We start from the raw sequence: 25,402 nt of genomic DNA on the forward strand, positions 1-25,402 counted from the left end.
CTGACAAACGGGACACCTTTTTCTTATAACACTTTCGATAAAAACGACTTCGTTCGCTCATGTTGTGGCGCATCAAAAATTTGTTGTGGCGTTCCTTCTTCGACGATTACTCCACCGTCCATAAAGAGAACGCGATCCCCAACTTCACGCGCAAATCCCATCTCATGTGTCACGACGACCATCGTCATTCCTTCTTTCGCCAACTGCTTCATAACCGCAAGCACTTCCCCGACCATTTCGGGATCGAGCGCAGACGTCGGCTCGTCAAATAACATCACCTTCGGCTCCATCGCGAGCGCACGAGCGATCGCTACACGCTGTGCCTGTCCACCTGATAATGAATCCGGATATACGTGCGCTTTATCTTGTAAACCGACTTTCGCAAGCAATTGTAGCGCTTTTTCTGCCGCTTTTTCCTTTGGCCATTTGCGCACTTTCATCGGGGCGAGTGTAATATTATGAAGTACCGTCATATGCGGAAATAAATTAAATCGTTGAAACACCATGCCGACTTCTTCACGCACTTTATTTAAATCCGTTTTCGGATCTTTCAAATGAAATCCGTCAACGACGATATCCCCCTCATCAAAATCTTCCAACATGTTTAAACAACGTAAAAATGTCGACTTTCCCGATCCAGACGGACCGATGACAACGACCACTTCTTTTTCACGAATGTGTGCGTCAATACCTTTTAACACTTGTAGTGATCCGTATGATTTTTTCAGATTTGTGACTTTAATCATGCATCATACCTTCTTTCTAACCGGTGTAACAGCTTGCTTAGCGAAAGAGTGAGAATTAAATAAATAAGGGCAACAGTTAAGTAAGGCTCCCAAACGCGATAATATTGACCTTGCATCGCCCGTCCCCAATACATTAGTTCAGGTGCTGCAATGATAGCCGCAAGTGACGAGTCTTTAATAAGGACGATAAATTCATTGCCAAGCGGTGGGATCATTCGCTTAATCGCTTGCGGTAAAATGATGTAACGCATCGCTTGTACATGTGTCATACCGAGCGAGCGAGCTGCTTCCATTTGACCACGATCGATCGATTGAATGCCGGCCCGAAAAATTTCTGCGATATACGCAGCTGCGTTTAACGATAAAGAAATCGCTCCTGATACGAGCGGATTCGGCTGCGCTGTAAACATCGGCATGACACCGAAATGAATCAGTAAAATCTGTACAAATAGCGGTGTTCCACGAAAAAAATGAACGTACCAATCAAACGGAAGACGAATGAAGCGGTTTTGAACCATTTTTCCAAGCCCAATCACTAACCCGAGCACCGTACCAAAGACGATACCGACTAATGATAGGCCGATCGTCCACAATACCCCTTTAAGAAAGAACGGCGCATATTCAACTACAATATCAAAACGAAAATCCATATGTCTCACCTTTCCCTTTGAAAAAGTTGCGTAACCGGGAACAGTTACGCAACTTTTACGTCCATGTTATTGCTGTTGTTGTAATGATTCAATATTCGGTTCTGTGCCAAACCACTTTTTATAAATTTCTGTATACGTGCCATTTTCAATGACTTTTTTCAACGCTTCGTCTACTTTTTGTTTGAGCTCGCTACCTTTCGGGAACATAAAACCGTAAAATTCGGATTCAAAATGATCTGGATCTTCAAATGCTACAATTTTCGCATCTGGGTTGTTTTTCACATATTCGTTCGCAACAGCATTATCTGTCACAACCGCCTCGACACCACCGTTTAATAAATCCATAATCGCAACAACTGAATTCTCAAACTTTTTAATATTTGGATTCTCTTTTCCTAAAATTTTTTCAACCGCCGTTTGTCCAGTTGTACCATTTTGCACTCCGACTACTTTTCCTTGTAAATCTTTCGCGCTTTTAATTGAACTTCCTTCTTTCACGAGAATCATATGTGTCGATTCAAAGTACGGAATAGAGAAGTCGTATGTTTTTTTCCGATCGTCGTTAATCGTAATGCCCGAAACGGCCATATCTGCTGTCTTTCCTTGAATGGCCGCAAACAGTGGATCCCAGCCGATATTTTTTAATTCATATTCTAACCCTGCTTCTTCCATGACTGCTTTTAATAAGTCGACATCAAATCCGACAATTTCTCCTTTATCCATATATTCAAACGGGGCAAATGCTGCATCTGTTACAACGGTAATTTTCTTTTCTGTTGTTTCCGTTTTTTCTGTCGAACCGCCGCATCCGACAAGCGCAAACATAAGTATAAAAACAAGTGTTGCAATCATTCCTTTTTTTATCATTGTTACTCCCCCTTACTATTTGCTGTAAAATAATAAACGCTTGTGTATAAACATGTTATGCTCTCTATGTTTCACATATTATCAGCTTTTTATTTTTTATGCAACAAATTTTATAAAAATAATTTTTTGAAAAATCTTTATTTTAAAAAATGTTTTCACTCAATCTTTCACAAATTTTTCAACACTTTATTCTCCCGTGCGTGTAATAAAGTAGTATTCTTTATATAGGGGGTTACTATTCCTTAATGATTGGGAGGAGATTATGATGGCGCTACTTACTGTGAACGAAGCTTTAATGGACGCTTGGAGAACGTTCAAAGGCGATAAGTGGAAAAAAGAAATTGACGTTCGCGATTTTATTTTAAATAACGTAACCGTTTACACAGGGGATGAATCGTTTTTACAAGGTCCAACGGAAGCGACAAAAACACTTTGGGAACAAGTGATGGAACTTTCAAAACTTGAACGCGAAAAAGGCGGCGTTCTCAACATGGATACAGAAATTATATCGACCATCACGTCGCACGGACCAGGCTATTTAAACAGGGAACTTGAAAAAGTTGTCGGTTTTCAAACAGATCAGCCATTTAAGCGAGCGCTCATGCCATTTGGGGGCATTCGTATGGCTGAACAAGCATGCGAAGCATACGGTTACCAGGTGAGCGACGAAGTAAAGAAAATTTTCACACAATATCGGAAAACGCATAACCAAGGCGTATTTGACGTGTATACGGACGAAATGAAAGCGGCGCGCAAAGCAGGCATCATTACAGGGCTTCCTGACGCCTATGGACGCGGTCGCATTATCGGAGACTATCGCCGCGTCGCGTTATACGGTGTCGATCGCTTAATTGAAGAGAAGAAAAAAGATTTACGCAACACAGGCGCGCGTACAATGAGTGAAGATATCATTCGTCTCCGCGAAGAATTAGCTGAACAAATTCGCGCCCTCCAAGAACTAAAAGAAATGGCGGCAAGCTACGGCTACGATATTTCAAAGCCGGCGCGCAACGCACACGAAGCGTTCCAATGGTTATATTTCGCTTATCTTGCGGCGATTAAAGAACAAAACGGTGCAGCAATGAGTTTAGGTCGCGTTTCTACGTTTTTAGATATTTATATCGAACGCGACTTGCAAGAAGGGGCATTAACAGAACGGGAAGCACAAGAGCTCGTTGACCATTTCGTTATGAAGTTACGCCTCGTCAAATTCGCGCGAACACCAGAATATAATGAGCTATTTAGCGGCGACCCGACGTGGGTAACCGAGTCGATCGGCGGTGTCGCGATTGACGGGCGTCCACTTGTGACGAAAAACTCATTCCGCTTCTTGCATACGCTTGATAACTTAGGTCCAGCACCAGAACCAAACTTAACAGTTCTTTGGTCAACACAATTGCCAGAAGCGTTTAAGAAATATTGTGCGAAAATGTCGATTCAAACAAGCTCTATCCAATATGAAAATGACGATTTAATGCGTCCGGAGTTTGGAGATGACTACGGTATCGCATGCTGCGTCTCCGCGATGCGCATCGGTAAACAAATGCAATTTTTCGGCGCGCGCGCAAACCTTGCGAAAGCATTATTATATGCGATTAACGGCGGCATTGACGAAAAACTAAAAGTGCAAATCGGTCCAGAATTTGCGCCAATCACATCTGAATACTTAGATTACGATGAAGTGATGCGCAAATTTGACAACGTCATGGAATGGCTTGCTGAATTGTATATTAATACATTAAATGTCATCCATTACATGCACGATAAATATTGTTATGAACGCATTGAAATGGCGCTCCACGACACACATGTCATGCGTACAATGGCAACGGGAATCGCCGGCCTTTCTGTTGTCGCCGACTCATTGAGCGCAATGAAATATGCAAAAGTAAAAACGATTCGCGACGAAAACGGCTTAGCTATCGACTTTGAAATTGAAGGAGACTTCCCGAAATACGGTAACAACGATGATCGCGTTGATGCGATTGCGGTCGATATTGTTGAGCGCTTTATGACAAAATTGCGCAAACATAAAACGTATCGCGATTCAAAACATACAACATCGATCTTAACAATCACGTCAAACGTCGTCTATGGGAAAAAGACAGGAAATACACCTGACGGCCGCCGCGCAGGCGAACCGTTCGCACCGGGCGCTAACCCGTTGCACGGTCGCGACACAAAAGGAGCGCTTGCGTCATTAAGCTCTGTCGCAAAATTACCGTATGAATATGCATTAGATGGCATTTCAAACACGTTCTCAATCGTGCCAAAAGCACTCGGTAAAGATGATGCAACACGCGTTCAAAACCTTGTGGCAATTTTAGACGGATATGCTAAAAAACGCGGTCACCATTTGAACGTCAACGTCTTTAACCGCGAAACGTTGCTCGACGCGATGGAACATCCTGAAAAATATCCGCAACTAACGATTCGCGTATCAGGTTATGCGGTCAACTTTATTAAATTAACACGTGAACAACAAATTGACGTCATTAATCGGACGTTCCATGAAACAATGTAACGGAAGCTCCCACGATGCGTGGGAGCTTTCTACCTAGGAGGAAAACATCATGAACGGATTTATTCATTCAGTCGAATCGTGCGGAACAGTTGACGGTCCTGGTATTCGTTACGTCATTTTTACACAAGGGTGTTTATTGCGTTGTCAATATTGCCACAACGCAGATACGTGGGAAATTGGCAAAGGAAGACAAATGTCTGTTGATGAAATCATCGCTGATGCCCAAACATACTTGCCTTTTATGCAGGCATCCGGTGGTGGAATAACGGTCAGCGGTGGCGAACCGCTTTTACAAATCGACTTTTTAACGGAACTATTCCGTCGCTGTAAACAGCTTGGCATTCATACAACGATTGATTCGTCTGGCGGATGTTATACGACGGAGGCATCGTTCCAACAAAAGCTTGATAAATTGCTTCAATATACGGATTTAATTTTGCTAGATTTAAAACATATCGACGAAAAAAAACATCGAAAACTAACAGGAAAAACGAACGAACATATTTTAGCTTTTGCACGTCTATTATCAGAACGAAACGTACCCGTCTGGATTCGCCATGTGCTCGTTCCAACCATCACAGACGATGAAGAAGATTTGCATCGCTTAGCTGACTTCATTCGTACGTTGCGCAACGTCGAAAAAATTGAGGTGCTTCCGTATCATCAACTCGGCGTTTACAAATGGAAAGCACTTGGACTGACGTATCCGCTTGAAGGCATCCCGACACCATCAGAAGAAAGTGTTGAAAAAGCAAAACAAATATTAGGCGTAAAATAAGCTGGTCGTCATTGACCAGCTCTTTGCATAAACCGTTGTTTTAACTCGCCCCACGTCAATTGTGTTGTCCGCTGAACGAGCCAATCAGGCGACAGCGGAGCTAAATGAGCTCCGATACCAACGGAAAACATATTTGTTTGCTTGATCGCCTTCATTCCTGCCTCACCGTCTTCAATGGCAACACAAAAGCGCGGATCGACATAAAGATGTTTAGCGGCCGTTAAAAAGATTTCTGGATCGGGCTTCATGCGCGTAATTGTTTTTACGTCGACGATGACGTCGAAAAATGAACGCACACCAAGCCGCTCAACAACTACACTTGCATTTGAACTTGACGATGCGAGCGCCATCGGGACACCGTCGCGCTGAATGTCGCGAAGGAGATCTATCATTCCCGGCAACACGTCGTTTGGCGACAATTGCTCGATCAACACACGATAATATTGACCGCGCCGGTCGCCAAGGGCTCGCTTTTCTTCTTCCGACCATTCACGCGCCTTTTCTCCAAGAAGCGCCTCAACCATCGCCTGTCTGCTCATGCCTTGTAGCTTTTGATTGAGCTGTCGATCAAACGGTACCCCAATTTCATCGGCGACACGTTTTGTCGCGATATAATATAGCTCAACCGTATCTGCAATGACGCCATCTAAATCAAAAATAACTGCTTCAATCATTGCGTCCTCCCATTTGACTTTCCACCATTTTTCTTAGCCGCGGGCTAAGCGAAAGCTTCATCCAATGTTCATATATTTCTTTCTTTTCCGCTAGCGACAAATGATAAAGCTCCCCTGCCACTTGTTTTGCTCGCTTCGTCACATCGTAAAGAGAAATAGCTGCTGCAACGGAAATATTGAAACTTTGCACAAATCCATTCATCGGAATGACGAACTTTCCATCTGCCAAAGCAAGCGCCTCTTCTGATACACCACGATGCTCATTTCCGAACAAAAGCACTGTCGGCTTCGCTACGTCAATTTGTTCAAGCGGAATTGTTCCTTCTCCTAAATAGCTTGCATATACTTGATAGCCGTTTTGTTGGAGATGGCGGATGGCCTGTTCAATCGATGAATGTTTATGCACATTGAGCCACTTGTCCGCATGTCGCGTCACCCATTTATTCGGTTCAAATGGAGCCGCTCCGGTGACGACATGAACGTCTTGAATACCGAACGCCTCGGCTGAACGTAACACCGCGGCTTGATTGTGCGGGTCATCAACCGCTTCCGTCAAAATGGTGATATATCTTGTTCGTTCGCTTAACACATCGTACATGCGCTTTAAGCGACTTGGCAAAATCATTTCCCAAAGCAAGCGATTGTCGTCAGTTAACAATCCTTCTTCTATACGTTGTGCTAACCATTGCTGTTCTTCCTCTTTTGCCATTCGCATGCGACAACCCTCCTACGCTTTAATGACATGTGCGGTTTTCCCATTTGTCAACTTTAATAAGTCTTGAACAGAAAGCTTCATTTGCATGCCAATTTTTCCTGCGCTCACAATGATTTGCTCGTGCAAAAGCGCCGATTCGTCGACATATGTCGCATATAGTTTTTTCATCCCAATGGGCGAGCAACCGCCACGCACATACCCTGTCATTTTTTCGATGTCTGCCACAGGCAACATATGCACGCTTTTTTCACCGACAATATTCGCCGCTTTTTTCAAATCTAGCTCTGCTGCGACAGGGATGACGAATACGTAAAGTTGACCGCTTGCCCCTTTTGTGACAAGCGTTTTATACACTAGTTCTTCACGTTGCCCAATTTTTTTCGCAACCGATATTCCATCAATTTGTCCATCCGTATAATCGTAAGTAAACAGTTCATATGGTACACGTGCACGATCGAGCATGCGCACAGCATTCGTCTTTGCTTGTTTCATGATCCGTCCCTCACTTTCCTCTATTAGTGTACCATAAACAAAAAGAAGGGACATCCTTCATCGGACGTCCCTTATCCTCTTAAACCCCCTTATACGCTTGGCGATAAATGTCGGCAAGGTCGCTGACTAACGGCAATTTTGGATTGGCTGTTGTACATTGATCTTCAAAAGCTAGTTCAGCGAGTTGTTCGACTTTGCTTTCAAACTCTTCTTTTTTCACACCTGTAGCTGCGATGCTTAGCGGCATATCGAGTTCTTTCGCTAGCTTAATGATTGCTTGAACAAGGCTTTCGACACCTTCTTCTGTCGTTTTTGATGGCAAGCCAAGCAGGCGAGCAATTTGAGCATAACGCTCATCAGCGACGAAATGTTCGTACTTCGGAAACGCTGTAAACTTCTTCGGTTTTTGCGCGTTGTAACGAATGACATGCGGCATTAAAATTGTGTTCGCACGTCCGTGTGGGATATGGAATTCTGCCCCAAGTTTATGCGCTAAACTATGGTTAATGCCCAAAAATGCGTTCGCAAATGCCATACCAGCGATCGTTGATGCGTTATGCATTTTTTCACGCGCGACTTCATCGTTGCCGTTTTTATATGCGCGTGGCAAGTATTCAAAGACGAGTTGAATCGCTTTTAGTGCTAATCCGTCTGTGTAGTCGTTTGCCATGTTCGATACGTACGCTTCAATCGCATGTGTTAATACGTCCATACCTGTATCCGCTGTAATATGTTTTGGCATCGTCATGACGAATTGTGGGTCAACGATGGCGACATCTGGTGTTAACTCGTAGTCAGCAAGCGGATATTTGACGTTATTTTTCTTATCTGTAATGACCGCAAACGATGTCACTTCTGAACCTGTACCAGATGTTGTTGGAATCGCGACAAATTGCGCTTTTTGACCGAGTTTTGGATATTTAAATACGCGTTTACGAATATCTAAAAACTTTTGTTTTAAGCCATTAAAGTCGGTATTTGGATGTTCATAGAACAACCACATCGCTTTCGCCGCGTCCATCGCCGAACCACCGCCGAGCGCGATGATGACGTCTGGCTGGAACGCATGCATCATGTCGGCACCTTTCATCACTGTTTCAATTGATGGATCTGGTTCAACTTCTGAGAAAATTTCACAATGCACATAATCTGGACGTTTACGCAAATAGTATAACACTTTATCAACATAGCCGAGCTTCACCATGTCTGGGTCTGTAACGATAAAGGCACGTGAGATGTTTGGCATTTTCGCTAAATATTGTGTCGCGTATTTTTCGAAATAAATTTTCGGCGGAACTTTAAACCATTGCATGTTTACATTCCTTCTCGCTAATTTTTTAATATTAATTAAATGTGTCGCACCGACGTTTGTCGAAACGGAGTTGCCACCGAATGTACCGCAACCGAGCGTCAACGATGGAATGTATGCGTTATAAATATCACCGATCGCCCCTTGTGAAGACGGTGCGTTCGAAATGATTCGTCCCGCCTTCATTCGCTTACCGAATTCAAGAATGACGTCTTGATTTTCCGAATGAATGACAGCGGAGTGGCCAAGTCCACCAAATTCAAGCATTTCTTCTGCCCGCTTTAATCCTTCTTCTGTGCTATTCACCTTATAACAAGCCAATACCGGACTTAGTTTTTCACGAGAAAGCGGCTCTTGCTGACCAACGCTCTTTAACTCCGCAACAAGAATTTTCGTATCAGCAGGAACATCAACCCCTGCCATTTTCGCAATGTCATACGCTCGTTTCCCGACAATATTCGGATTCACTGCGCACGTATTTTCGTTAATCACTAGTTTTTCTACTTTTTTCTTTTCTTCCTCGTTTAAAAAGTAGCATTTGTTAGCGATCATTTCTTTTTTTACTTCATCATAAATTTCCTTATCGATAATGACCGCCTGTTCAGATGCACAAATCATGCCGTTATCAAACGTTTTAGAAAGAATAAGATCGTTCACCGCACGTTTAATATTTGCTGTTTTCTCAATATAGCAAGGTACGTTACCAGGTCCAACCCCTAATGCTGGCTTTCCTGAGCTATATGCCGCTTTCACCATGCCTGCTCCACCTGTCGCAAGAATGAGTGAAACACCAGGGTGATGCATCAATTGTTGCGTCGCTTCGACAGAAGGAGTTTCGATCCATTGAATACAATGTTCTGGCGCACCCGCAGCAATCGCTGCATCCCGTAAAATGCGTGCCGCTTCACTGCTGCATGTTTGAGCGGATGGGTGGAACGCAAAAATGATTGGATTGCGCGTTTTAATAGAAATGAGCGCTTTAAACATTGTTGTTGAAGTCGGGTTCGTGACTGGGGTTACCCCGGCGATAACGCCAACAGGCTCAGCAATTTCAATGATGCCTTCCTGTTCATTTTCGCGAATAACGCCGACGGTTTTATCGTATTTAATGTTATGGTAAATATATTCTGTCGCAAAAATATTTTTAATGATTTTATCTTCATATACACCGCGCTTTGTTTCTTCAATGGCTAGTTTCGCTAAATACATATGTTTATCAAGCCCAGCTAACGCCATTTGCTTGACGATATGATCGATCGTCTCTTGATCATAGTCACGAAACGCTTTTAACGCTTTTTGCGCATTGGCTACAAGCGTATCAATCATTTTCGTAACTTCTTTCTTTTGGTCTAATACTTTTTCCTCCACAGCCATATAAGCCCCTCCCATAATCATTTTTGTGAAAAACTTCACAAATTAGTTGAAAATAAAAATGTGATTGTTTTCACATTTTTATTTTAGTGAATTAGGCTTTGTTTGTGTGTGTCAACTTTGTGAAATATTGAGCAATTATATTGTATAAGAGAACCGCTTCTCATGAAGAAGACGGTTACTCACATACTGGATTGCGTGGAATTTTTGTAAAAGAAATATCGTTGTACATACGCGTATTCCGCTTAACAATGACGACATAATTTACTGTCCATATATAAGAAGGAATTTCTTGATCATCTTCAAACATCATTGCTTCAAATTCATCACCAATCATTTCTTCGAATAGCTCCAATGTATATGTTTCCGCATCTGTGGAAAAGTTTCTCCATTCGCATATAAGCATCAGCTGTCACCTCAACTTTTCTTTTGTTACCATCATTGTAACATTCTTTTCCCTAATTTAAATTGTGAAATATTGAACAAATCATGAATATTACTTATTCGTTATATACGCTTGTTTTGGATGATTTGGTTGATCTGGATACTTTAAGCGCATTTTCCCTTCCGCTAATAGCTTTCCTAAATAATTATTGCGCAATCCGTCTGGCGTTCGATCTAGTAAATGGGATAACTGTTTTAACATTAATGGTCGACGGGCACATAACTGCAAAATGACTTCTTCCATCTTAGCCGGTGCAAGTCTTTTTTTCTTACGCGCAATTTCAGCAATGCTCCATAGCTCCTGATCGATATTTCTTTCTTCTTCCTCATCCAATTTATTTACGGAGTTGAATGAGATGTTTACGGAGTTATCATCTTTATTTACGGAGCTATCCTTTTTATTTATGGAGTCAAGCACTTTATTTACGGGGTTTATTTCAATATTTAAGGAGTTTGGGTCTTTATTTACGGACTCAAACTCATTATTTACGGAGTTTTGATCGTTATTATAGGAGTTGTTTTCTTTATTTATGGAGTCTGATAATGGTGCATCGCCCATCCAATCACTCAATACCTCGATCTCATTTATACAGTCGTGTCTTTCTGGGAAGGACACAATAGGCAATGTAACAACCGTTCGTTTTTGAAAATCATATTGCTCAACAGCAAATTGTTGTGAGTAAATTGTCTCCATCGTTTTTAAACCGACTCCAGCACGTTTACAAAACTGAATGTAAATAAACATTTTAAACATATTTGGATTGCGCAAATAGCTGACTCCACCACTATTTGCTTGTTCTAAAGGAATACCAAACAAACCAGGGTTAGACATTTGAATACATGATCGCTGCCGTTCAACAATAATCCCTCCATCACCGCTATAATCAGCATGGACGATTGCATTCATTAACGCTTCATGGACAGCGTCTTTTTCAACTTGTGATACGTCGTTGACCTCGTGCATCACTTTAAAATAAAAATCATAAATATTTCCCGACCATGTTCCGTCCTGTGAAGTAAAACGGTTTGACCAATGCAGCTCATCATCTCCATATTCACGATACTCTAAAAAGTATTGTGGTAAAACTTCTGTAATCATTCGCTCTTCGCTAAACATAAGAAGTCCTGCGAGTGTGAGTCCCTCTTTGTTTGTGTCTCGTATTTTTCCCCATGCGCCGATTTTATATAAAAAATCTTTTGTTTCTAATCCGTTCCACGGGTGGTTTGGTTTCACTTTTGCAAATTGTTCGCGATAATGGCGAACAGATTCTAAATGCAGCTCATTAAGCCCATAATGTTCTAACACGACGTTATCTTGTAAACGAATATTTGCATCTTTATTCACTTTAACTCTCCCTCTTACGTTATGTTATTAAAACGTTTCGATACTCGTCTATTTCCATTTTATCATCTTTGCAAATGTTCATCATAAACTTTTCGATTTGGGGAAAATTAAGAAAAACATGGGTATGGAGGAACAAAAACATGTCTTTACCAAAGTTATCTCAATCGTATTGGCTACAAACAACAACGCTTCCGTCTTTTCCATCTTTGACGCAACCGATTGAAACGGATGTAGCGATTATTGGTGGAGGAATAACAGGTATTACAACCGCTTATTTGCTCGCTAAACAAGGCGTGCGTGTCGCCGTCATCGAAGCAAATCGGCTATGTCACGGCACAACAGGGCATACGACGGCAAAAATAACTGCCCAGCATGATCTCATTTATCATGAGCTGATTGCTCACTTCGGTGAGGATAGCGCTCGTCAATATTACGAAGCAAATAGCGAGGCAATACAGTTTATTTTGCAAACAATAAAAGAAAACGATATGCATTGCGACGTATCGCTAGAAGATGCATACGTATATACGACTGAAGAAACGCAATTATATAAGCTCGAGGCGGAATGGAAAGCATATGAAACGATCGGCATTGACGGAGCATATGTCGATCAACTGTCGCTTCCTTTTTCCGTTCAAGGTGCAATCATGATGCGCAACCAAGCGCAATTCCATCCGCTCCATTATTTAAAAACATTAGTGGAACTCGCTGTCAAACATGGGGCATCTTTTTATGAACAAACCGTTGCACAACATATTGAGACATCGACAAGACCGGTTGTACAAACGAAAAATGGAGCAACGATCACTTGTGACACCGTTGTCATTTGTACTCATTTTCCGTTTTTCGATCCTGCTTTTTACTTCGCACGACTGCATGCAGAACGATCATACGTCATTGCAGTCGAGTCGCATGAACGATTGCAAGGCATGTATTTAAGCGCAAATGAGCCAAAGCGATCGTTGCGATATACGATGATAGACGGAAAACCTCTTCTTTTCGTTGGTGGCGAGTCACATAAAGTCGGACAAGGAACCAACATGATTCATCACTATGAAGCGTTACAATCATTTTCAAAACATATATTCGGATTGTCGGACGTGCAATATCGCTGGTCGGCGCAAGATCTTGTCACACTAGACAATCTCCCATACATCGGTCCGATTCGCACAAGCCTTCCACACATACTTGTCGCGACAGGATATCGTAAATGGGGCATGACGACAAGTACAGTTGCTGCTCATCTGTTAGCCGATTTAGCGTTACAAAAAGAAAATCGTTACGCTCAACTGTTTGCCCCGTCACGCTTTGTCGCTGATCCATCACTCAATCACTTACTGACGGAAGGAATCGATGTCGCGAAACACTTCTTAATCGGAAAGCTTGAATACGCCCTTCGTACCCCTCGCGACATATCGCCAGGAGAAGGAGCTGTAGTCAATGTAGACGGAAAACGGGCAGGTGCATACCGCGACGAACAAGGAAGGCTATATGTCGTCGATACGACATGTACACATATGGGATGTGAACTCGAATGGAATAATAGCGAACGGTCATGGGACTGTCCTTGTCACGGTTCACGCTTCTCTTTCAGCGGAAAAGTACTAGAAGGGCCAGCAACTGAACCACTTCGACAGCTTGAAGGGGATGAATGATGAACAGCATACAACAAACGCTTACGCATTCGCTTGATATGAATGAACAAACGTTGCGTGACTATTTCACAAAAACTCCCGACCTCATTTATTGTCATATATGGATTGGCGAGCCGAAGAAAAGAGCATTGCTCGTATACCTCAACACGCTCGTTGATAAAAATTCGATTAACAATAACATTATTGATCCGCTTTTATTTGAAACGAAACAAATTGAAGAGACGACGGACATTCAATTGCCGATCGGGTCGAAATCATATACGACAAAATGGGAACACGTCATTCAACATGTGTTTCAAGGAGAAACCGCGCTATTGCTCGATGGCGATAACCGCGTATTGCTGTTTTGGATACACAAGGATGGCCGCAACGAGCGATCACTGAACCGCAAATTGAATCATCGCTGAAAGGATCGCACCAAAGGTTTATTGAAACGTGCGAAATGACTATAGTACACGTTGGATGATCGCTTCGTTTTTACGCTTACTGCGCCTGCTTGCCTTTTTCATGGCGATTTTTTACCGTCAGCTTACATTACGGCTCTTTCGTCCCATTACGGGATTATTCCGCTCAATTCGGCGAATCGCGCGAACGCGTTCCACGACGTGTTATATCGTGATCCGAAAAACTCAACTACTGCGAACTTTATCGTTTTTGACGACCCGTTAAAAAATTTAATGTACATTCGGCCTGATGATAAGCCTCGTCTATCTGTCGCCATTCGAGACGTATTGCTGACAGCTGATAAAGGGAAGCAAACGACAAAAATCAATCTTCTTCAATTTCGTCGTTTATCGATTGATCGCGCTCAAACGCCTTTTGCGCCGATGATGAAAGTATATAAAGGGGATCTCGTCGCAGGCGGGATCGCTTTATTTAATGAGAAACGAAAATATGTCGGCTCGTTATTACAAAAAGAAAGCCCATATTTTGCGATATTGCAAAAGCGTGTCAAACCGACAACCTCACTTACGTCACCAATTAAAACATTAACAAAACGAACGGAATACGTAAGCATCTCTATTGAATATGGCGATGTTTCATATAAACCGTCGTTTCAACACGGAACATTTCGTTTTGATGTGCGTATGAAATTAAGCGCCGTCTTAACGGAATCTACAACGTACCTAAATATGAAAAAAGATTAAGGAGAAAGTTGAAAAATTGCTCGCCAAAGAAATACAAAAACAGCTTGAGTCAATTGTAAAAAAATGCAAACATATGAAGTCGATCCGATCGGATTCGGCTTATACGCTCGCGCTTATGAGTACGAAGCATTTAAAAAACAAAAAAGCTGGGCAAAAGCATTTGCGAAGGCGGACGTCAACATTCGTCCGACCGTTGAAATCGTTAATTATGGCGTTCTCCAATAGCGAAAAAAAGTTGCTCAATATAGGCCGATCATTCATAATAAACTTAAACATGCGAAAAATGAGGTGAGATAAAAAAGATGGATGATCGTGTCATCATTCGCTTTGAACATGTCACAAAACGATACGATGATGATGCTCCTGTGCTCGATGATGTGAGCTTTGAAATGGAGCGCGGGAAGTTTTATACGCTTCTTGGTCCGTCCGGCTGCGGAAAAACGACCATTCTCCGGTTAATTGCTGGGTTTATCGAGCCGACAAAAGGCGATATTTATTTTCATGGCCAACGGATAAACCACGTGCCTTCAAACAAACGACGAGTGAATACGGTGTTTCAAGATTACGCACTTTTTCCTCACTTAAACGTATTTGAAAACGTCGCTTTTGGCTTACGTATTAAAAAAATACCGGAGGCAGACATTGAACGAAAAGTGAAAGAGGCGCTCCGTTTCGTCAACTTGGAAGGCTATGAACAGCGCGCGATTCATGAAATGTCAGGTGGACAACGACAACGTGTCGCCATCGCCCGCGCGATCGTCAACGAACCGGACGTACTGTTGCTAGATGAACCGCTTTCTGCGCTCGATTTAAAGCTTCGAACAGAAATGCAATATGAGTTGCGTGAATTACAACGAAGACTTGGCATTACGTTTATTTTCGTTACTCACGATCAAGAAGAAGCGCTTGCGATGTCGGATGAAATTTTCGTATTAAATAAAGGGAAGATTGAACAACGTGGCACACCAAAAGACATTTATGATGAACCTGTCAACCGTTTCGTTGCTGATTTTATTGGGGAATCAAATATTATTACTGGGGTGATGATGGACGATTTTGTTGTGGAATTTGCTAATCAACAATTTACATGCGTTGATCGCGGTTTTGCGAAAAACGAACGCGTCGACATTGTTATTCGTCCTGAAGATTTAGAGTTAACAACTGTTGAGCGTGGCAAATTGCGTGTGCGCGTCGATTCTGTTTTATTCCGTGGTGTGCATTATGAGCTTTGTTGTTATGATGCGTATGGGAACGAGTGGCTCGTTCACTCGACAAAAAAAGCAGAAATTGGGGAAGAAATCGGCCTTCATTTTGAACCAGAAGCGATTCATGTCATGAAGCGGAGTGGAGGTGAATAATATGCGCCGCTACGCTTATGCTGTTCCGTATTGGTTATGGATCGCATTGTTTGTTATTGCACCGATCATTCTTATCGTTTATTATTCGTTTTTCGATATTGAAGGGAATTTCTCGTTCGTTAACTATGAAACTTTTTTCACACCTGTTTACTTACGAATGACGCTAAACTCGTTTTGGTATGCTTTTGTCATTACAGCAATCTCGCTTGTTATTGCTTATCCAACCGCATATTTGTTGACAAAAACGAAGCATAAGCAGTTATGGTTGTTGCTTATTATTTTGCCGACATGGGTCAATTTGTTGTTAAAAGCATACGCTTTCCTCGGACTGTTCGGCACGTACGGAGCTGTCAATGCACTGCTTGAAACGATTGGAATTGGAACGAAACAACTATTGTTTACGGACTTTAGTTTTGTTTTTGTATCTGTTTATATTTTTATCCCGTTTATGATTTTGCCGATTTTTAATGCGCTTGAAAAATTAAACCCTTCTTTGATCGATGCAGCGCGCGACTTAGGAGCAAGCGAATGGACGACATTTCGTCGCGTCATTTTTCCGCTTACGCTTGATGGCGTGAAAGCAGGCTGTCAAGCAGTGTTCATTCCGTCGCTCTCGCTCTTTATGTTGACGAGACTGATCGCTGGAAACCGCGTCATTACGCTCGGCACCGCGGTTGAGCAACATTTTCTCGTGACGCAAAACTGGGGAATGGGTGCGACAATCGCTGTCTTTTTAATGATCGCTATGGCTAGCATTATGGCGATCACAGGAAATAAAAAATGGGGGGTGAGACAATGAAAATTTCTCGCCTCTATTTAGCATTTGTCTTTTTTATATTATACATGCCTATTTTTTATTTAATTTACTATTCGTTTAATAGCGGCGGGACGATGCACCATTTCGAATCGTTTACACTTGATTGGTATAAAGAAGTGTTTGACGACACACGCCTGCTCATTATTGTATTGCATACGATTATTATCGCCTTATTGTCATCATCGCTTGCGACAATCATTGGCGTATTTGGCGCCATCGCCATTTATTATGCGAAGCATCGTTGGAAACAAACGTTGCTTACGTTAAATAACATCTTAATTGTCAGCCCTGACGTTATTATTGGGGCATCGTTTCTAATCTTGTTTACGATTGCTGGCATTCAACTCGGATTTACGTCCGTTCTTTTGTCGCACATTGCTTTCAGCATCCCGATTGTCGTGTTAATGGTATTACCGAAGCTACAAGAAATGAGCCCAACATTAATTGACGCAGCACGCGACTTAGGGGCAAACGAATGGAACGTATTGACGAGAGTCGTTCTCCCGTACGTGACACCGGGCATTTTTGCTGGTTTTTTCATGGCGCTCACATATTCACTCGATGATTTTGCGGTTACGTTTTTCGTAACAGGAAATGGTTTCTCAACATTATCTGTCGAAATTTATTCACGTGCACGCCAAGGGATTTCTTTATCCGTTAACGCTTTATCTACCCTTCTTTTCTTATTTACGCTTTTCCTCGTCGTTGTGTATTACATAATGACACAACGTGCTAGCGTAAAGGGGGGAAAAAAATGAAAAAAGTACTGTCGCTTTTTTTGCTTGTTTGGCTCATTACTTTTAGTTTGCTTTATGTGACAAAAACGATCGAATCATCCGAAGGGTATGGAGGAAACAACACGTTAACGATTTATAACTGGGGCGATTATATTGATCCTGCGCTTATTAAAAAATTTGAAAAAGAAACAGGTCTCAAAGTCATTTATCAAACGTTTGATTCAAATGAAGCGATGATGACGAAAATTTCCCAAGGCGGCGCGACATTCGATGTCGCTGTTCCTTCAGAATATGCCATCAGTAAAATGAAAGAAGAAGGATTGTTGCTCCCGATCGATCATGCAAAAATCCCAAATTTACGCTATATTGATGAGCGTTTTCTTAACTTATCGTTTGATCCAGGGAATCAATATTCCATTCCTTACTTTTGGGGAACGGTCGGCATTGTCTACAATCGCGCACTTCTTGGAGGAAAAGAAATAACGAGCTGGAACGACTTGTGGGATCCTTCCTTTAAAAACCAAATTTTGCTTGTCGACGGTGCGCGAGAAATTATAGGCATGGCGTTAAATAGTTTACATTACTCGCTCAACGATACAAATAAAATACATCTGCAAGAAGCAAAACAAAAACTAGATGCCCTCACGCCAAACGTAAAAGCGATTGTCGGAGACGAAATTAAAATGCTACTTGCGAACGAAGAAGCAGCGATCGGTATCGTTTGGTCAGGGGATGCGGCAGAAATCATGTGGGAAAACGAGCGACTCGATTATGTCATCCCAAAAGAAGGAACAAACTTATGGTTTGATAATATGGTTATTCCAAAGACGGCAAAAAACATTGAAGGAGCCCATCAATTCATTAATTTTATGCTCGATCCGAAAAATGCAGCCCAAAATGCCGAATACGTTGGCTACTCGACACCAAATAAAAAAGCGCTCGAATATTTGCCGAAAGAAGTCGTTGAAGACGAACGTTTTTATCCGAGCGAACAACTAGCTAATAAACTGGAAGTGTATGAAAACCTCGGAAAAAGCATGCTTGCCTATTACAATGAATTATTTTTACAGTTTAAAATGCATCGCAAATAAGAGGATGGCGAAAAGCTATCCTCTTATATTATTTTAGAATTTTTTTATTTACTTAATCTGTATATTGTTTTAAAATCATTATTTGTGAAGCCTTTTTATTACTAAGGATTGGCTTCATATAGAAAATACAGAAAATAAAAATTATTATTTTCAAAAATGGAAGGGGTTTCGTTATGTCACAAAGCAGACAACGAATGATCGAGAGCGTTCCCCAACGCGGCTTTTTCGGCCACCCAAAAGGACTTTTTACATTATTTTTTACGGAGTTTTGGGAGCGCTTCTCCTACTATGGCATGCGCGCCATTCTCGTGTTTTACATGTACTATGAAGTATCAAAGGGCGGTTTAGGGCTGGATCAAACGACTGCTCTAGCAATTATGTCGATTTACGGTTCTCTCGTTTATATGTCAGGAATCATTGGCGGATGGGTTGCTGACCGATTGTTTGGAACGGCAAAAGCTGTGTTTTATGGGGGCATTTTAATTATGCTCGGTCACATTGCTCTAGCTGTTCCGGGAAGTGTGACAATGTTTTTTGTTTCGATGGTGTTAATCGTTCTTGGGACAGGATTGCTTAAACCAAACGTTTCAAGCGTCGTTGGAGATTTATATGCTGAAGGGGACCACCGTCGCGATGCGGGGTTTAGCATTTTCTACATGGGGATTAACCTCGGTGCCTTTTTAGCTCCGCTCGTTGTCGGAACGGTTGGCATGAAATATAATTTCCATCTCGGTTTTGGGATTGCCGCGATCGGAATGTTTTTCGGACTTCTCGTATTTGTCGCAACGAAAAAGAAAAATCTCGGTCTTGCGGGAACGCATGTACCAAACCCATTATCTGCAGATGAAAAGAAAAAAGTGTTCACATGGGGAGCAATTGGCGCAGCGATCATCGCTTTACTCATTTTCATCGGCTCATGGACAAACGTATTAACGATCGATTTGTTCGTCTCACTCGTTGGCATTTTCGGTATCGTCATTCCAACGATTTATTTCGTCGTGATGTATCGTAGTCCGAAAACGACAGATGTGGAACGTTCACGCATTATTGCTTATATCCCGTTATTCATCGCATCAGCGATGTTTTGGTCGATTCAAGAACAAGGTTCCACTATTTTAGCAACGTATGCAGATAAACGAACGCAGTTACATTTTGCTGGTATCGATCTTTCACCAGCTTGGTTCCAATCGTTGAATCCGTTGTTTGTTATTACGTTTGCGCCGATTTTCGCTTGGCTATGGGTGAAGCTAGGAGATAAACAACCATCCATTCCAAAGAAATTTTCTTTAGCTTTATTGTTTGCTGGGTTATCGTTTGTCGTCATTTTATTGCCGGCTTATCTCGGTGGAAACGACTCATTAGTGAGCCCTCTTTGGCTCGTGCTAAGCTACTTAATCGTTGTGTTTGGTGAGCTATGTTTATCACCGGTCGGCTTATCGGCAACGACAAAGCTCGCTCCAGCGGCATTTTCAGCTCAAACGATGAGCTTATGGTTTTTATCAAGCGCAGCCGCTCAAGCGATTAACGCGCAAATCGTAAAGTTTTATACACCAGAAACAGAAATGGCTTATTTCGGAACGATCGGTGGAATCGCCATCGCCTTTAGCGTCATTCTTTTCATCATCTCACCAAAAATTGAAAGCTTTATGAAAGGGGTAAAATAAGCGGCTGGATTCGGCCGCTTATTTTACTTATGATACGGTTCTCCACGATTAATCCGAAAAGCGCGGTAAATTTGCTCGGTTAAAATGAGGCGCATGAGTTGATGAGGAAATGTCATTTTTGAAAACGAGAGCGATTCGTTTGCTCGTTTCATGACGTCGTCGCTTAAGCCTAGTGACCCACCGATAATAAAAGCAATCTTGCTTTTTCCGTATGTCGCTAACCGATCAAGCGTTTGAGCAAACTGTTCAGATGACATCATTTTTCCATCAATCGCTAAAGCAATCACGTGCATATCATCTGTCACTTTTGCTAAAATACGCTCGCCTTCTTTCTTCTTGACGAGCTCCATTTGTTGTTCACTTAACTGCTCTGGCGCTTTTTCATCTGCTACTTCAATGATGTCGACTTTCGCATAGGCTGATAATCGTTTCGTATATTCTTCAATCCCTTGTTTTAAATATTTTTCTTTCAGTTTACCCACAGCAATAATGTATATATTCACAAGTGATCCCCACTTTACAAACATGATATCCACAAGATTTATCCACATATCCACAACACAAATCCACATATTGTGTAGAAACATTAGTTCCCTACTACATATATTGCTTTTTGTTCACAAAAATCACATATTTCCTCTTTTTTATCCACAGAAATTGTTAATATTTCTGGTGCTTGTTGTTTTTCATCCACATACATATCAATTGCCAGTTCAACATGTTGTTCACAACATTTCCACACGTCCCATCACTCCTTGTTCATGAATGAAACGACAGGGCTCCCCTGTCGTTTCGTTACAACGATTGTTTCGCTAATTTTAATGTCACCGTTTGTTTTTTACCATCGCGATAAAATGTCACTTTCATCGTATCACCAACTTGTTTGCGATTATATAAATGCTTTCTTAATTCAACCACATCGGCGATTTTTTCATCATCTAACGCAACGATGACATCAAATTCACGCAATCCAGCTTGCGCAGCAGGTGATCCCGGTACGACTTGTAAGATCGCTACTCCTTCTTTGACGCTTGCTGGCAAATGAAGTGTCTGTTGCCAATGATAGGCTGGAATATCACTTAACGAACGCAATTCTACGCCCATATATGGCCGGCGAACTTGTCCAAACTTCTCTAAATCCGCAATAATTGGTTTGGCATAGTTAATCGGTATCGATAATCCGATTCCTTCCACAGCTTCTTGCGCAATTTTCATCGAGTTGATTCCAATGACTTGACCTTCGATATTTACGAGTGCGCCCCCGCTGTTTCCTGGGTTAATGGCAGCGTCTGTTTGTAGTACTTCTGCATGCCAATCCGGAATACCGTCTTGATCAATATCAATTGGGATTGTACGATTTACACCAGAAATAATTCCTTGTGTCACAGAACCTGCAAATTGCAAGCCAAGTGGGTTTCCGACCGCAATGACCGGTTCTCCTACTTTTACGACGTCGGAGTTGCCAAATTCAGCTACTTTTGTGACATGTTTCGCATCGATTTCTAATACAGCTAAATCCGTCCACACATCGCTCCCAAGCAATCGCGCTGCCACCTTTGTTCCGTCGCTTAAGCTCACTTCCACACGACTTGCTCCTTCAACGACGTGATGGTTTGTAACAATATATGCTTTGTTTCCTTCTTTTTTATAAATGACTCCCGAACCAGTTCCCGCTTCTCCACCTTCCGACCAAAAACTTGCTTCTTGAATGTTTACGATCCCTACCACTGCATCAGACACTTTATTAACTGCTTTCGTCACTTGCGTCTCAACATTTACCGCTATAGTTTTTTCGGTTGTTGGCTGCTCCGTCACCGTTTTCTGTTTTTCTTCCGTTTGTTCGACATGATAAGGAAGCACGTCCCATTTCACTAATGAAGGAATAGCCACGATGACAAGCATTCCCCCTAAAACAGCGCCGACTAATCCTGCTAAAAACGTTCCTCTACGATTTCCTTTTTGTTTTTGACGAATATGTTCGTAATGATCATCATAATACCCCATCTTTCACCCGTCCTTTCTTTATAACATGTTGCTCCCTTTTTCATTATAATACTCTTTTTTCCTAACTATCTAATCTAATGATATACATACAATATATTGGTGAAAAAACGATGAAATTTATACAGAAATAAGCTCCGTTGGACGAGCCGGATCTGTATCGTACAGTTGAAATGATTCTCCTACGATCACCCCTTTTCTTTCAAGCGTCTGAGCAACTGTCATGCGCGCTAATTCTTTCATATTGTTATCTTGGCTTAAGTGGGCCAAATAAATGCGCTTTGTTTGATCGCCAATGACATCCGCTAAGGCAAAGCCAGCATCTTCATTTGACACATGTCCTACATCGCTTAAAATGCGACGTTTAATATGCCACGGATATTTTCCCATCCGTAACATATCCACGTCGTGGTTGCTTTCAAACACAAATACATCGGCATGGCGAATGACACCTTTCATCCGATCGCTCACATATCCTGTATCTGTAATCAACACTAGTTTCTTTCCGCCATAATGAAACACGTAAAACATCGGCTCAGCCGCATCGTGCGACACGCCAAACGACTCCACATCCATATCGCCAAACGTACGAACTGTACCAGTAGGAAAAATAAATTTTTGTTCAATAGGGATGTCGCCAATCAATCCGTCCATTGCTTTCCACGTTTTTTCATTCGCGTAAATCGGGAGGCGATATTTGCGAGCAATGACCCCTAGTCCTTTAATATGATCGCTATGTTCATGTGTCACTAAAACACCGGTTACATCTTGAATATTGCGATGAATATGAGCAAACAATTGTTCTAACTGTTTGCCGCTTAACCCTGCATCAACGAGCAATCGTTCGCGTTCCGTTTCCACGTAAAAAGCGTTTCCGGTACTGCCACTTGCTAGGACGCTAAACCTCATCTCATTCACTCCAACACTTTATTTTCGTCACTAATGACTTGTCCTTCAAATGCATTTACATAATAATCCGTTTTCCCGTTCACAACAACACGCCACGTCGGCGTTAATACTTGTGAAGCAGTAAATTGAACGAGCGCATAGTAACCAAGGTCGATTTTCGTCACTCGATCCCCAGGCTTTAAGTAATTTCGTTTGTACAGCGTCTCTAACGCTTTAATGGCCGGTAAAATCTCTTGTTTTTTCTCATCCTTTTCTAGATCAATGAGCAATGTTTGTTCATAACCGACCATTTCATTTTGGTCGTTCACGTAAATAATTAGCATGCTACTTACATTTTTATAAATCGTCTTCCCATCATATTGTTGAAAGTAAATCATTGCTTGTAAATCTTCGTCGTACTTCCAAAACGTATATTGATCGCCGGCAATTATATTTTGCTTTAAAAATTCGGTTAACCGATAGCCATCTTTTGGGTCTTGTAGGGGAATCGGTTTAATAAAATGGGCTTGTAGCACCGTTTCATTTGCGGTTTCAACTTGTTGATTAGGCAATCTCCTTATCTCTTCTTCCGTAAATGTTTTACTTTTCCCACTCACATATGTCGCCTTTGTTATTTCTTTTGGTAAATCGACATATGTAATACCATCGGCTTCAAGTTGCTCCTCAATCGTCGCTTCTAAAATGACATCGAGCTGACTGCTATTTTTTTTCTGAATAAATTGATAGCCTAAAAATATATCAAGAATGAGGAACGTAATAATAAAAATAGTTTTCGTTTTACTCCAATCCAATGATATCCCCTCTTCGTTCATCTTTCGTCATCACGATTTTTCGCCATGTGCCGTTGTATAAACAGTACCAAGCCGGTTCTAGCATAACGATATTTTCCCGTTCTGTATCGCGAACGAGTTCGTAACCGATTGTAATGTCATCGATAAACTCATGCTGAACATTTTTTTGCTTTTTTAATTGATCAACGACTTCATACCCGGACGAAAGTGTAATGGGCAAGCTAACGCGGTCAGGAATTGCCAATGTAAATAGCGGCCTTTGGTAATTCATAATCTCATTTTCTCCCCATATTTGTATGATTTCCGCCATTCCGTAACGATTAAATACAGGGTGCCCATTGGCAAACAAACGAAACGTCACTTTTCTATCTTCTTCATCGAATCGGTCAAAATAATACGTATCTGTCCATCCACCGTGATCGTTCACAAAATCAATGCTCTTTTGCAAAATGGTTGAATCTGACGTTTTTACCTCACCGCGAGCCGCAGGATTGACATACAGCAATAACTTTTTAGATAAATCGACATCCATTAAACGCGATCCGTCTGTATATTCCTCTCCAAAAGCAAGTACATCTTTTTTGACAAAGCTTGGATCTGTAAACAAGGCATCTTTAAAACGATCTGTACTTAATTCATCCATATAGTACTGCAATCGGTTCAACACGAGCGGACGAGCAGGTAAAAATAAAGATTTTGTTTCACTAATGTCATACGATAAAAAAGGCGTATAGCGATCTGCACGATCATAATACGTTTGTTTTACGTGTTCGATGGATGCATTTTGAACGACTGCTTTATATATTCGTTTTTCATTTGCAGAAACGAAATATACGTTTATCTCTTCTTCATTTTCATTCATTGGAATGACGACACGATCAAAACGCACCTTTTCCACGTCTTGATCTTCAATTTGGAAAATAGTTCGATATATTTCAATCGGTATATCATCTGGATAAATGATCTCTATTTTCCCTTTCCCATGTATAAAAGAGAGAAACTGTTCTCTTCCTATAGATCCTGATATATTTTCAAAGTGATCAAATGTCCAATTTTTCATTTCCTTCATCAACTTATAAATATCCGAGTGCTGCGTCATTCCATAATGTTGTGTACCTTTATGAATAAGAACATAACGCGGCTGAATAACTGTGCCATAATCAACAGCGACGTTGCTGACAGGAACGTTTTGAATGTACTTTGCGTTTTCAATGAAGTCATATTTTGGCTGATACGTCCATAAACTCCAAGTTAAAAAAACGCTCGTACATACAAGAATCGTCAATACAATCGACTTGATCGTTTCGTATTTCATC

25 protein-coding genes and 1 pseudogene are annotated in these 25,402 nt (G+C 41.6%); 11 read left to right on the top strand and 15 right to left on the bottom strand.

What is annotated here, in order from left to right:
• Positions 1-23: 23 nt before the first annotated feature.
• The 3 genes from ETB99_RS09090 to ETB99_RS09100 all read right to left on the bottom strand — a co-directional run bounded on the left by ETB99_RS09090 (position 24) and on the right by ETB99_RS09100 (position 2,263).
• Positions 24-746 carry an amino acid ABC transporter ATP-binding protein gene (locus tag ETB99_RS09090; protein ID WP_128999556.1) on the bottom strand — a complete coding sequence of 241 codons (723 nt, stop codon included), beginning with the start codon at positions 744-746 and terminating at the stop codon, positions 24-26.
• The gene (locus ETB99_RS09095; RefSeq protein ID WP_091700138.1) at positions 743-1,396 is read right to left on the bottom strand and encodes an amino acid ABC transporter permease; all 654 of its coding nucleotides are present in this window, start codon (positions 1,394-1,396) and stop codon (positions 743-745) included. Before ETB99_RS09095 ends, ETB99_RS09090 begins: the two co-directional genes overlap by 4 nt.
• Positions 1,397-1,462: 66 nt before the next feature.
• Positions 1,463-2,263 (bottom strand): basic amino acid ABC transporter substrate-binding protein, encoded by an 801-nt coding sequence (locus ETB99_RS09100; RefSeq protein WP_077429117.1) that lies wholly within the window; start codon positions 2,261-2,263, stop codon positions 1,463-1,465.
• 295 nt (positions 2,264-2,558) lie between these two features.
• On the opposite strand from ETB99_RS09100, the gene pflB reads away from it, so the two are divergent.
• Together pflB and pflA are read left to right on the top strand one after the other, a co-directional pair.
• Positions 2,559-4,787, top strand: a complete 2,229-nt coding sequence (gene pflB, locus ETB99_RS09105) for a formate C-acetyltransferase (protein ID WP_375153714.1) — start codon at positions 2,559-2,561, stop codon at positions 4,785-4,787.
• Between the two features lie 46 nt (positions 4,788-4,833).
• Positions 4,834-5,565, top strand: a complete 732-nt coding sequence (gene pflA, locus ETB99_RS09110) for a pyruvate formate-lyase-activating protein (protein ID WP_171700463.1) — start codon at positions 4,834-4,836, stop codon at positions 5,563-5,565.
• Positions 5,566-5,573: 8 nt separating this feature from the next.
• Here the strand turns inward: pflA and pgmB are convergent, their stop codons facing one another.
• From pgmB to ETB99_RS09140, 6 genes are all read right to left on the bottom strand, one after another.
• A complete protein-coding gene (pgmB, locus tag ETB99_RS09115) occupies positions 5,574-6,239 on the bottom strand; it encodes a beta-phosphoglucomutase (protein ID WP_171700440.1) in 666 nt (221 codons plus the stop codon).
• Positions 6,232-6,948, bottom strand: a complete 717-nt coding sequence (locus tag ETB99_RS09120) for a TrmH family RNA methyltransferase (RefSeq protein WP_375153715.1) — start codon at positions 6,946-6,948, stop codon at positions 6,232-6,234. The genes pgmB and ETB99_RS09120 overlap by 8 nt, the downstream gene beginning before the upstream one ends.
• An 18-nt stretch (positions 6,949-6,966) precedes the next feature.
• The gene (gene ybaK, locus ETB99_RS09125) at positions 6,967-7,446 is read right to left on the bottom strand and encodes a Cys-tRNA(Pro) deacylase (RefSeq protein ID WP_077429113.1); all 480 of its coding nucleotides are present in this window, start codon (positions 7,444-7,446) and stop codon (positions 6,967-6,969) included.
• Positions 7,447-7,525: 79 nt separating this feature from the next.
• Positions 7,526-10,129, bottom strand: a complete 2,604-nt coding sequence (gene adhE, locus ETB99_RS09130; RefSeq protein ID WP_171700442.1) for a bifunctional acetaldehyde-CoA/alcohol dehydrogenase — start codon at positions 10,127-10,129, stop codon at positions 7,526-7,528.
• 175 nt (positions 10,130-10,304) lie between these two features.
• Positions 10,305-10,532, bottom strand: coding sequence for a hypothetical protein (locus ETB99_RS09135; protein WP_006321087.1), 228 nt, complete (start codon positions 10,530-10,532; stop codon positions 10,305-10,307).
• A 90-nt stretch (positions 10,533-10,622) separates the two neighbouring features.
• Positions 10,623-11,915 (bottom strand): transcriptional regulator, encoded by a 1,293-nt coding sequence (locus ETB99_RS09140; RefSeq protein WP_171700443.1) that lies wholly within the window; start codon positions 11,913-11,915, stop codon positions 10,623-10,625.
• 140 nt (positions 11,916-12,055) lie between these two features.
• Here ETB99_RS09140 and ETB99_RS09145 point away from each other — a divergent pair, with 140 nt between their 5' ends.
• From ETB99_RS09145 to ETB99_RS09180, 9 genes and pseudogenes are all read left to right on the top strand, one after another.
• Positions 12,056-13,570, top strand: a complete 1,515-nt coding sequence (locus ETB99_RS09145; protein ID WP_171700444.1) for an FAD-dependent oxidoreductase — start codon at positions 12,056-12,058, stop codon at positions 13,568-13,570.
• Entirely contained in the window at positions 13,570-13,977 is a 408-nt protein-coding gene (locus ETB99_RS15255) for a spore germination protein (protein ID WP_230403164.1), read from the top strand. The genes ETB99_RS09145 and ETB99_RS15255 overlap by 1 nt, the downstream gene beginning before the upstream one ends.
• On the top strand, positions 13,962-14,036 hold the full coding sequence (locus ETB99_RS15260) for a hypothetical protein (RefSeq protein ID WP_309138145.1): 75 nt from the start codon (positions 13,962-13,964) through the stop codon (positions 14,034-14,036). Before ETB99_RS15255 ends, ETB99_RS15260 begins: the two co-directional genes overlap by 16 nt.
• 139 nt (positions 14,037-14,175) lie before the next feature.
• Positions 14,176-14,943: pseudogene (locus ETB99_RS09155) on the top strand (Ger(x)C family spore germination C-terminal domain-containing protein).
• A gap of 77 nt (positions 14,944-15,020) precedes the next feature.
• The gene (locus ETB99_RS09160) at positions 15,021-16,076 is read left to right on the top strand and encodes an ABC transporter ATP-binding protein (RefSeq protein ID WP_077429109.1); all 1,056 of its coding nucleotides are present in this window, start codon (positions 15,021-15,023) and stop codon (positions 16,074-16,076) included.
• Between the two features lies 1 nt (position 16,077).
• Positions 16,078-16,875 carry an ABC transporter permease gene (locus ETB99_RS09165; protein WP_006321094.1) on the top strand — a complete coding sequence of 266 codons (798 nt, stop codon included), beginning with the start codon at positions 16,078-16,080 and terminating at the stop codon, positions 16,873-16,875.
• Positions 16,872-17,651, top strand: coding sequence for an ABC transporter permease (locus tag ETB99_RS09170; RefSeq protein ID WP_006321096.1), 780 nt, complete (start codon positions 16,872-16,874; stop codon positions 17,649-17,651). Before ETB99_RS09165 ends, ETB99_RS09170 begins: the two co-directional genes overlap by 4 nt.
• On the top strand, positions 17,648-18,721 hold the full coding sequence (locus ETB99_RS09175) for an ABC transporter substrate-binding protein (protein ID WP_171700445.1): 1,074 nt from the start codon (positions 17,648-17,650) through the stop codon (positions 18,719-18,721). Before ETB99_RS09170 ends, ETB99_RS09175 begins: the two co-directional genes overlap by 4 nt.
• A 173-nt stretch (positions 18,722-18,894) precedes the next feature.
• Positions 18,895-20,385: a peptide MFS transporter gene (locus tag ETB99_RS09180; protein WP_171700446.1), complete on the top strand. Its 1,491-nt coding sequence runs from the start codon at positions 18,895-18,897 to the stop codon at positions 20,383-20,385.
• 23 nt (positions 20,386-20,408) lie between these two features.
• On the opposite strand, the gene rlmH is transcribed toward ETB99_RS09180, so the two are convergent.
• From rlmH to ETB99_RS09210, 6 genes are all read right to left on the bottom strand, one after another.
• Positions 20,409-20,888 (bottom strand): 23S rRNA (pseudouridine(1915)-N(3))-methyltransferase RlmH, encoded by a 480-nt coding sequence (gene rlmH, locus ETB99_RS09185; RefSeq protein WP_171700447.1) that lies wholly within the window; start codon positions 20,886-20,888, stop codon positions 20,409-20,411.
• Between the two features lie 83 nt (positions 20,889-20,971).
• Complete coding sequence (locus ETB99_RS09190; RefSeq protein WP_171700448.1) at positions 20,972-21,127, bottom strand: CxxH/CxxC protein; 156 nt, start codon at positions 21,125-21,127, stop codon at positions 20,972-20,974.
• A 53-nt stretch (positions 21,128-21,180) separates the two neighbouring features.
• Entirely contained in the window at positions 21,181-22,389 is a 1,209-nt protein-coding gene (locus ETB99_RS09195) for a S1C family serine protease (protein ID WP_171700449.1), read from the bottom strand.
• A gap of 117 nt (positions 22,390-22,506) precedes the next feature.
• Entirely contained in the window at positions 22,507-23,295 is a 789-nt protein-coding gene (locus tag ETB99_RS09200) for an MBL fold metallo-hydrolase (RefSeq protein ID WP_003397556.1), read from the bottom strand.
• Positions 23,296-23,300: 5 nt separating this feature from the next.
• The gene (locus ETB99_RS09205; RefSeq protein WP_003397557.1) at positions 23,301-24,086 is read right to left on the bottom strand and encodes a two-component system regulatory protein YycI; all 786 of its coding nucleotides are present in this window, start codon (positions 24,084-24,086) and stop codon (positions 23,301-23,303) included.
• Positions 24,073-25,401, bottom strand: a complete 1,329-nt coding sequence (locus ETB99_RS09210) for a YycH family regulatory protein (RefSeq protein ID WP_171700450.1) — start codon at positions 25,399-25,401, stop codon at positions 24,073-24,075. The genes ETB99_RS09205 and ETB99_RS09210 overlap by 14 nt, the downstream gene beginning before the upstream one ends.
• Position 25,402: the final 1 nt, after the last annotated feature.

Origin of the sequence: Anoxybacillus sp. CHMUD (genome assembly GCF_013096965.1) — a bacterium.
Taxonomy (GTDB): Bacteria; Bacillota; Bacilli; order Bacillales; family Anoxybacillaceae; genus Anoxybacillus; species Anoxybacillus kestanbolensis_A.

What these genes read in the sequence shown, in the direction of transcription:
- ETB99_RS09145 (WP_171700444.1), top strand. Translation starts at nt 12,056, where the DNA reads ATGTCTTTACCAAAGTTATCTCAATCGTATTGGCTACAAACAACAACG.
- ETB99_RS09120 (WP_375153715.1), bottom strand. Translation starts at nt 6,948, where the DNA reads ATGGCAAAAGAGGAAGAACAGCAATGGTTAGCACAACGTATAGAAGAA.
- ETB99_RS09210 (WP_171700450.1), bottom strand. Translation starts at nt 25,401, where the DNA reads ATGAAATACGAAACGATCAAGTCGATTGTATTGACGATTCTTGTATGT.
- pflB (WP_375153714.1), top strand. Translation starts at nt 2,559, where the DNA reads ATGGACGCTTGGAGAACGTTCAAAGGCGATAAGTGGAAAAAAGAAATT.
- ETB99_RS09135 (WP_006321087.1), bottom strand. Translation starts at nt 10,532, where the DNA reads ATGCTTATATGCGAATGGAGAAACTTTTCCACAGATGCGGAAACATAT.
- pgmB (WP_171700440.1), bottom strand. Translation starts at nt 6,239, where the DNA reads ATGATTGAAGCAGTTATTTTTGATTTAGATGGCGTCATTGCAGATACG.
- ETB99_RS15255 (WP_230403164.1), top strand. Translation starts at nt 13,570, where the DNA reads ATGAACAGCATACAACAAACGCTTACGCATTCGCTTGATATGAATGAA.
- ETB99_RS09100 (WP_077429117.1), bottom strand. Translation starts at nt 2,263, where the DNA reads ATGATAAAAAAAGGAATGATTGCAACACTTGTTTTTATACTTATGTTT.
- ETB99_RS09175 (WP_171700445.1), top strand. Translation starts at nt 17,648, where the DNA reads ATGAAAAAAGTACTGTCGCTTTTTTTGCTTGTTTGGCTCATTACTTTT.
- ETB99_RS09160 (WP_077429109.1), top strand. Translation starts at nt 15,021, where the DNA reads ATGGATGATCGTGTCATCATTCGCTTTGAACATGTCACAAAACGATAC.
- ETB99_RS09180 (WP_171700446.1), top strand. Translation starts at nt 18,895, where the DNA reads ATGTCACAAAGCAGACAACGAATGATCGAGAGCGTTCCCCAACGCGGC.
- ybaK (WP_077429113.1), bottom strand. Translation starts at nt 7,446, where the DNA reads ATGAAACAAGCAAAGACGAATGCTGTGCGCATGCTCGATCGTGCACGT.
- ETB99_RS09090 (WP_128999556.1), bottom strand. Translation starts at nt 746, where the DNA reads ATGATTAAAGTCACAAATCTGAAAAAATCATACGGATCACTACAAGTG.
- ETB99_RS09165 (WP_006321094.1), top strand. Translation starts at nt 16,078, where the DNA reads ATGCGCCGCTACGCTTATGCTGTTCCGTATTGGTTATGGATCGCATTG.
- ETB99_RS09200 (WP_003397556.1), bottom strand. Translation starts at nt 23,295, where the DNA reads ATGAGGTTTAGCGTCCTAGCAAGTGGCAGTACCGGAAACGCTTTTTAC.
- ETB99_RS09195 (WP_171700449.1), bottom strand. Translation starts at nt 22,389, where the DNA reads ATGGGGTATTATGATGATCATTACGAACATATTCGTCAAAAACAAAAA.
- ETB99_RS09095 (WP_091700138.1), bottom strand. Translation starts at nt 1,396, where the DNA reads ATGGATTTTCGTTTTGATATTGTAGTTGAATATGCGCCGTTCTTTCTT.
- ETB99_RS09170 (WP_006321096.1), top strand. Translation starts at nt 16,872, where the DNA reads ATGAAAATTTCTCGCCTCTATTTAGCATTTGTCTTTTTTATATTATAC.
- adhE (WP_171700442.1), bottom strand. Translation starts at nt 10,129, where the DNA reads ATGGCTGTGGAGGAAAAAGTATTAGACCAAAAGAAAGAAGTTACGAAA.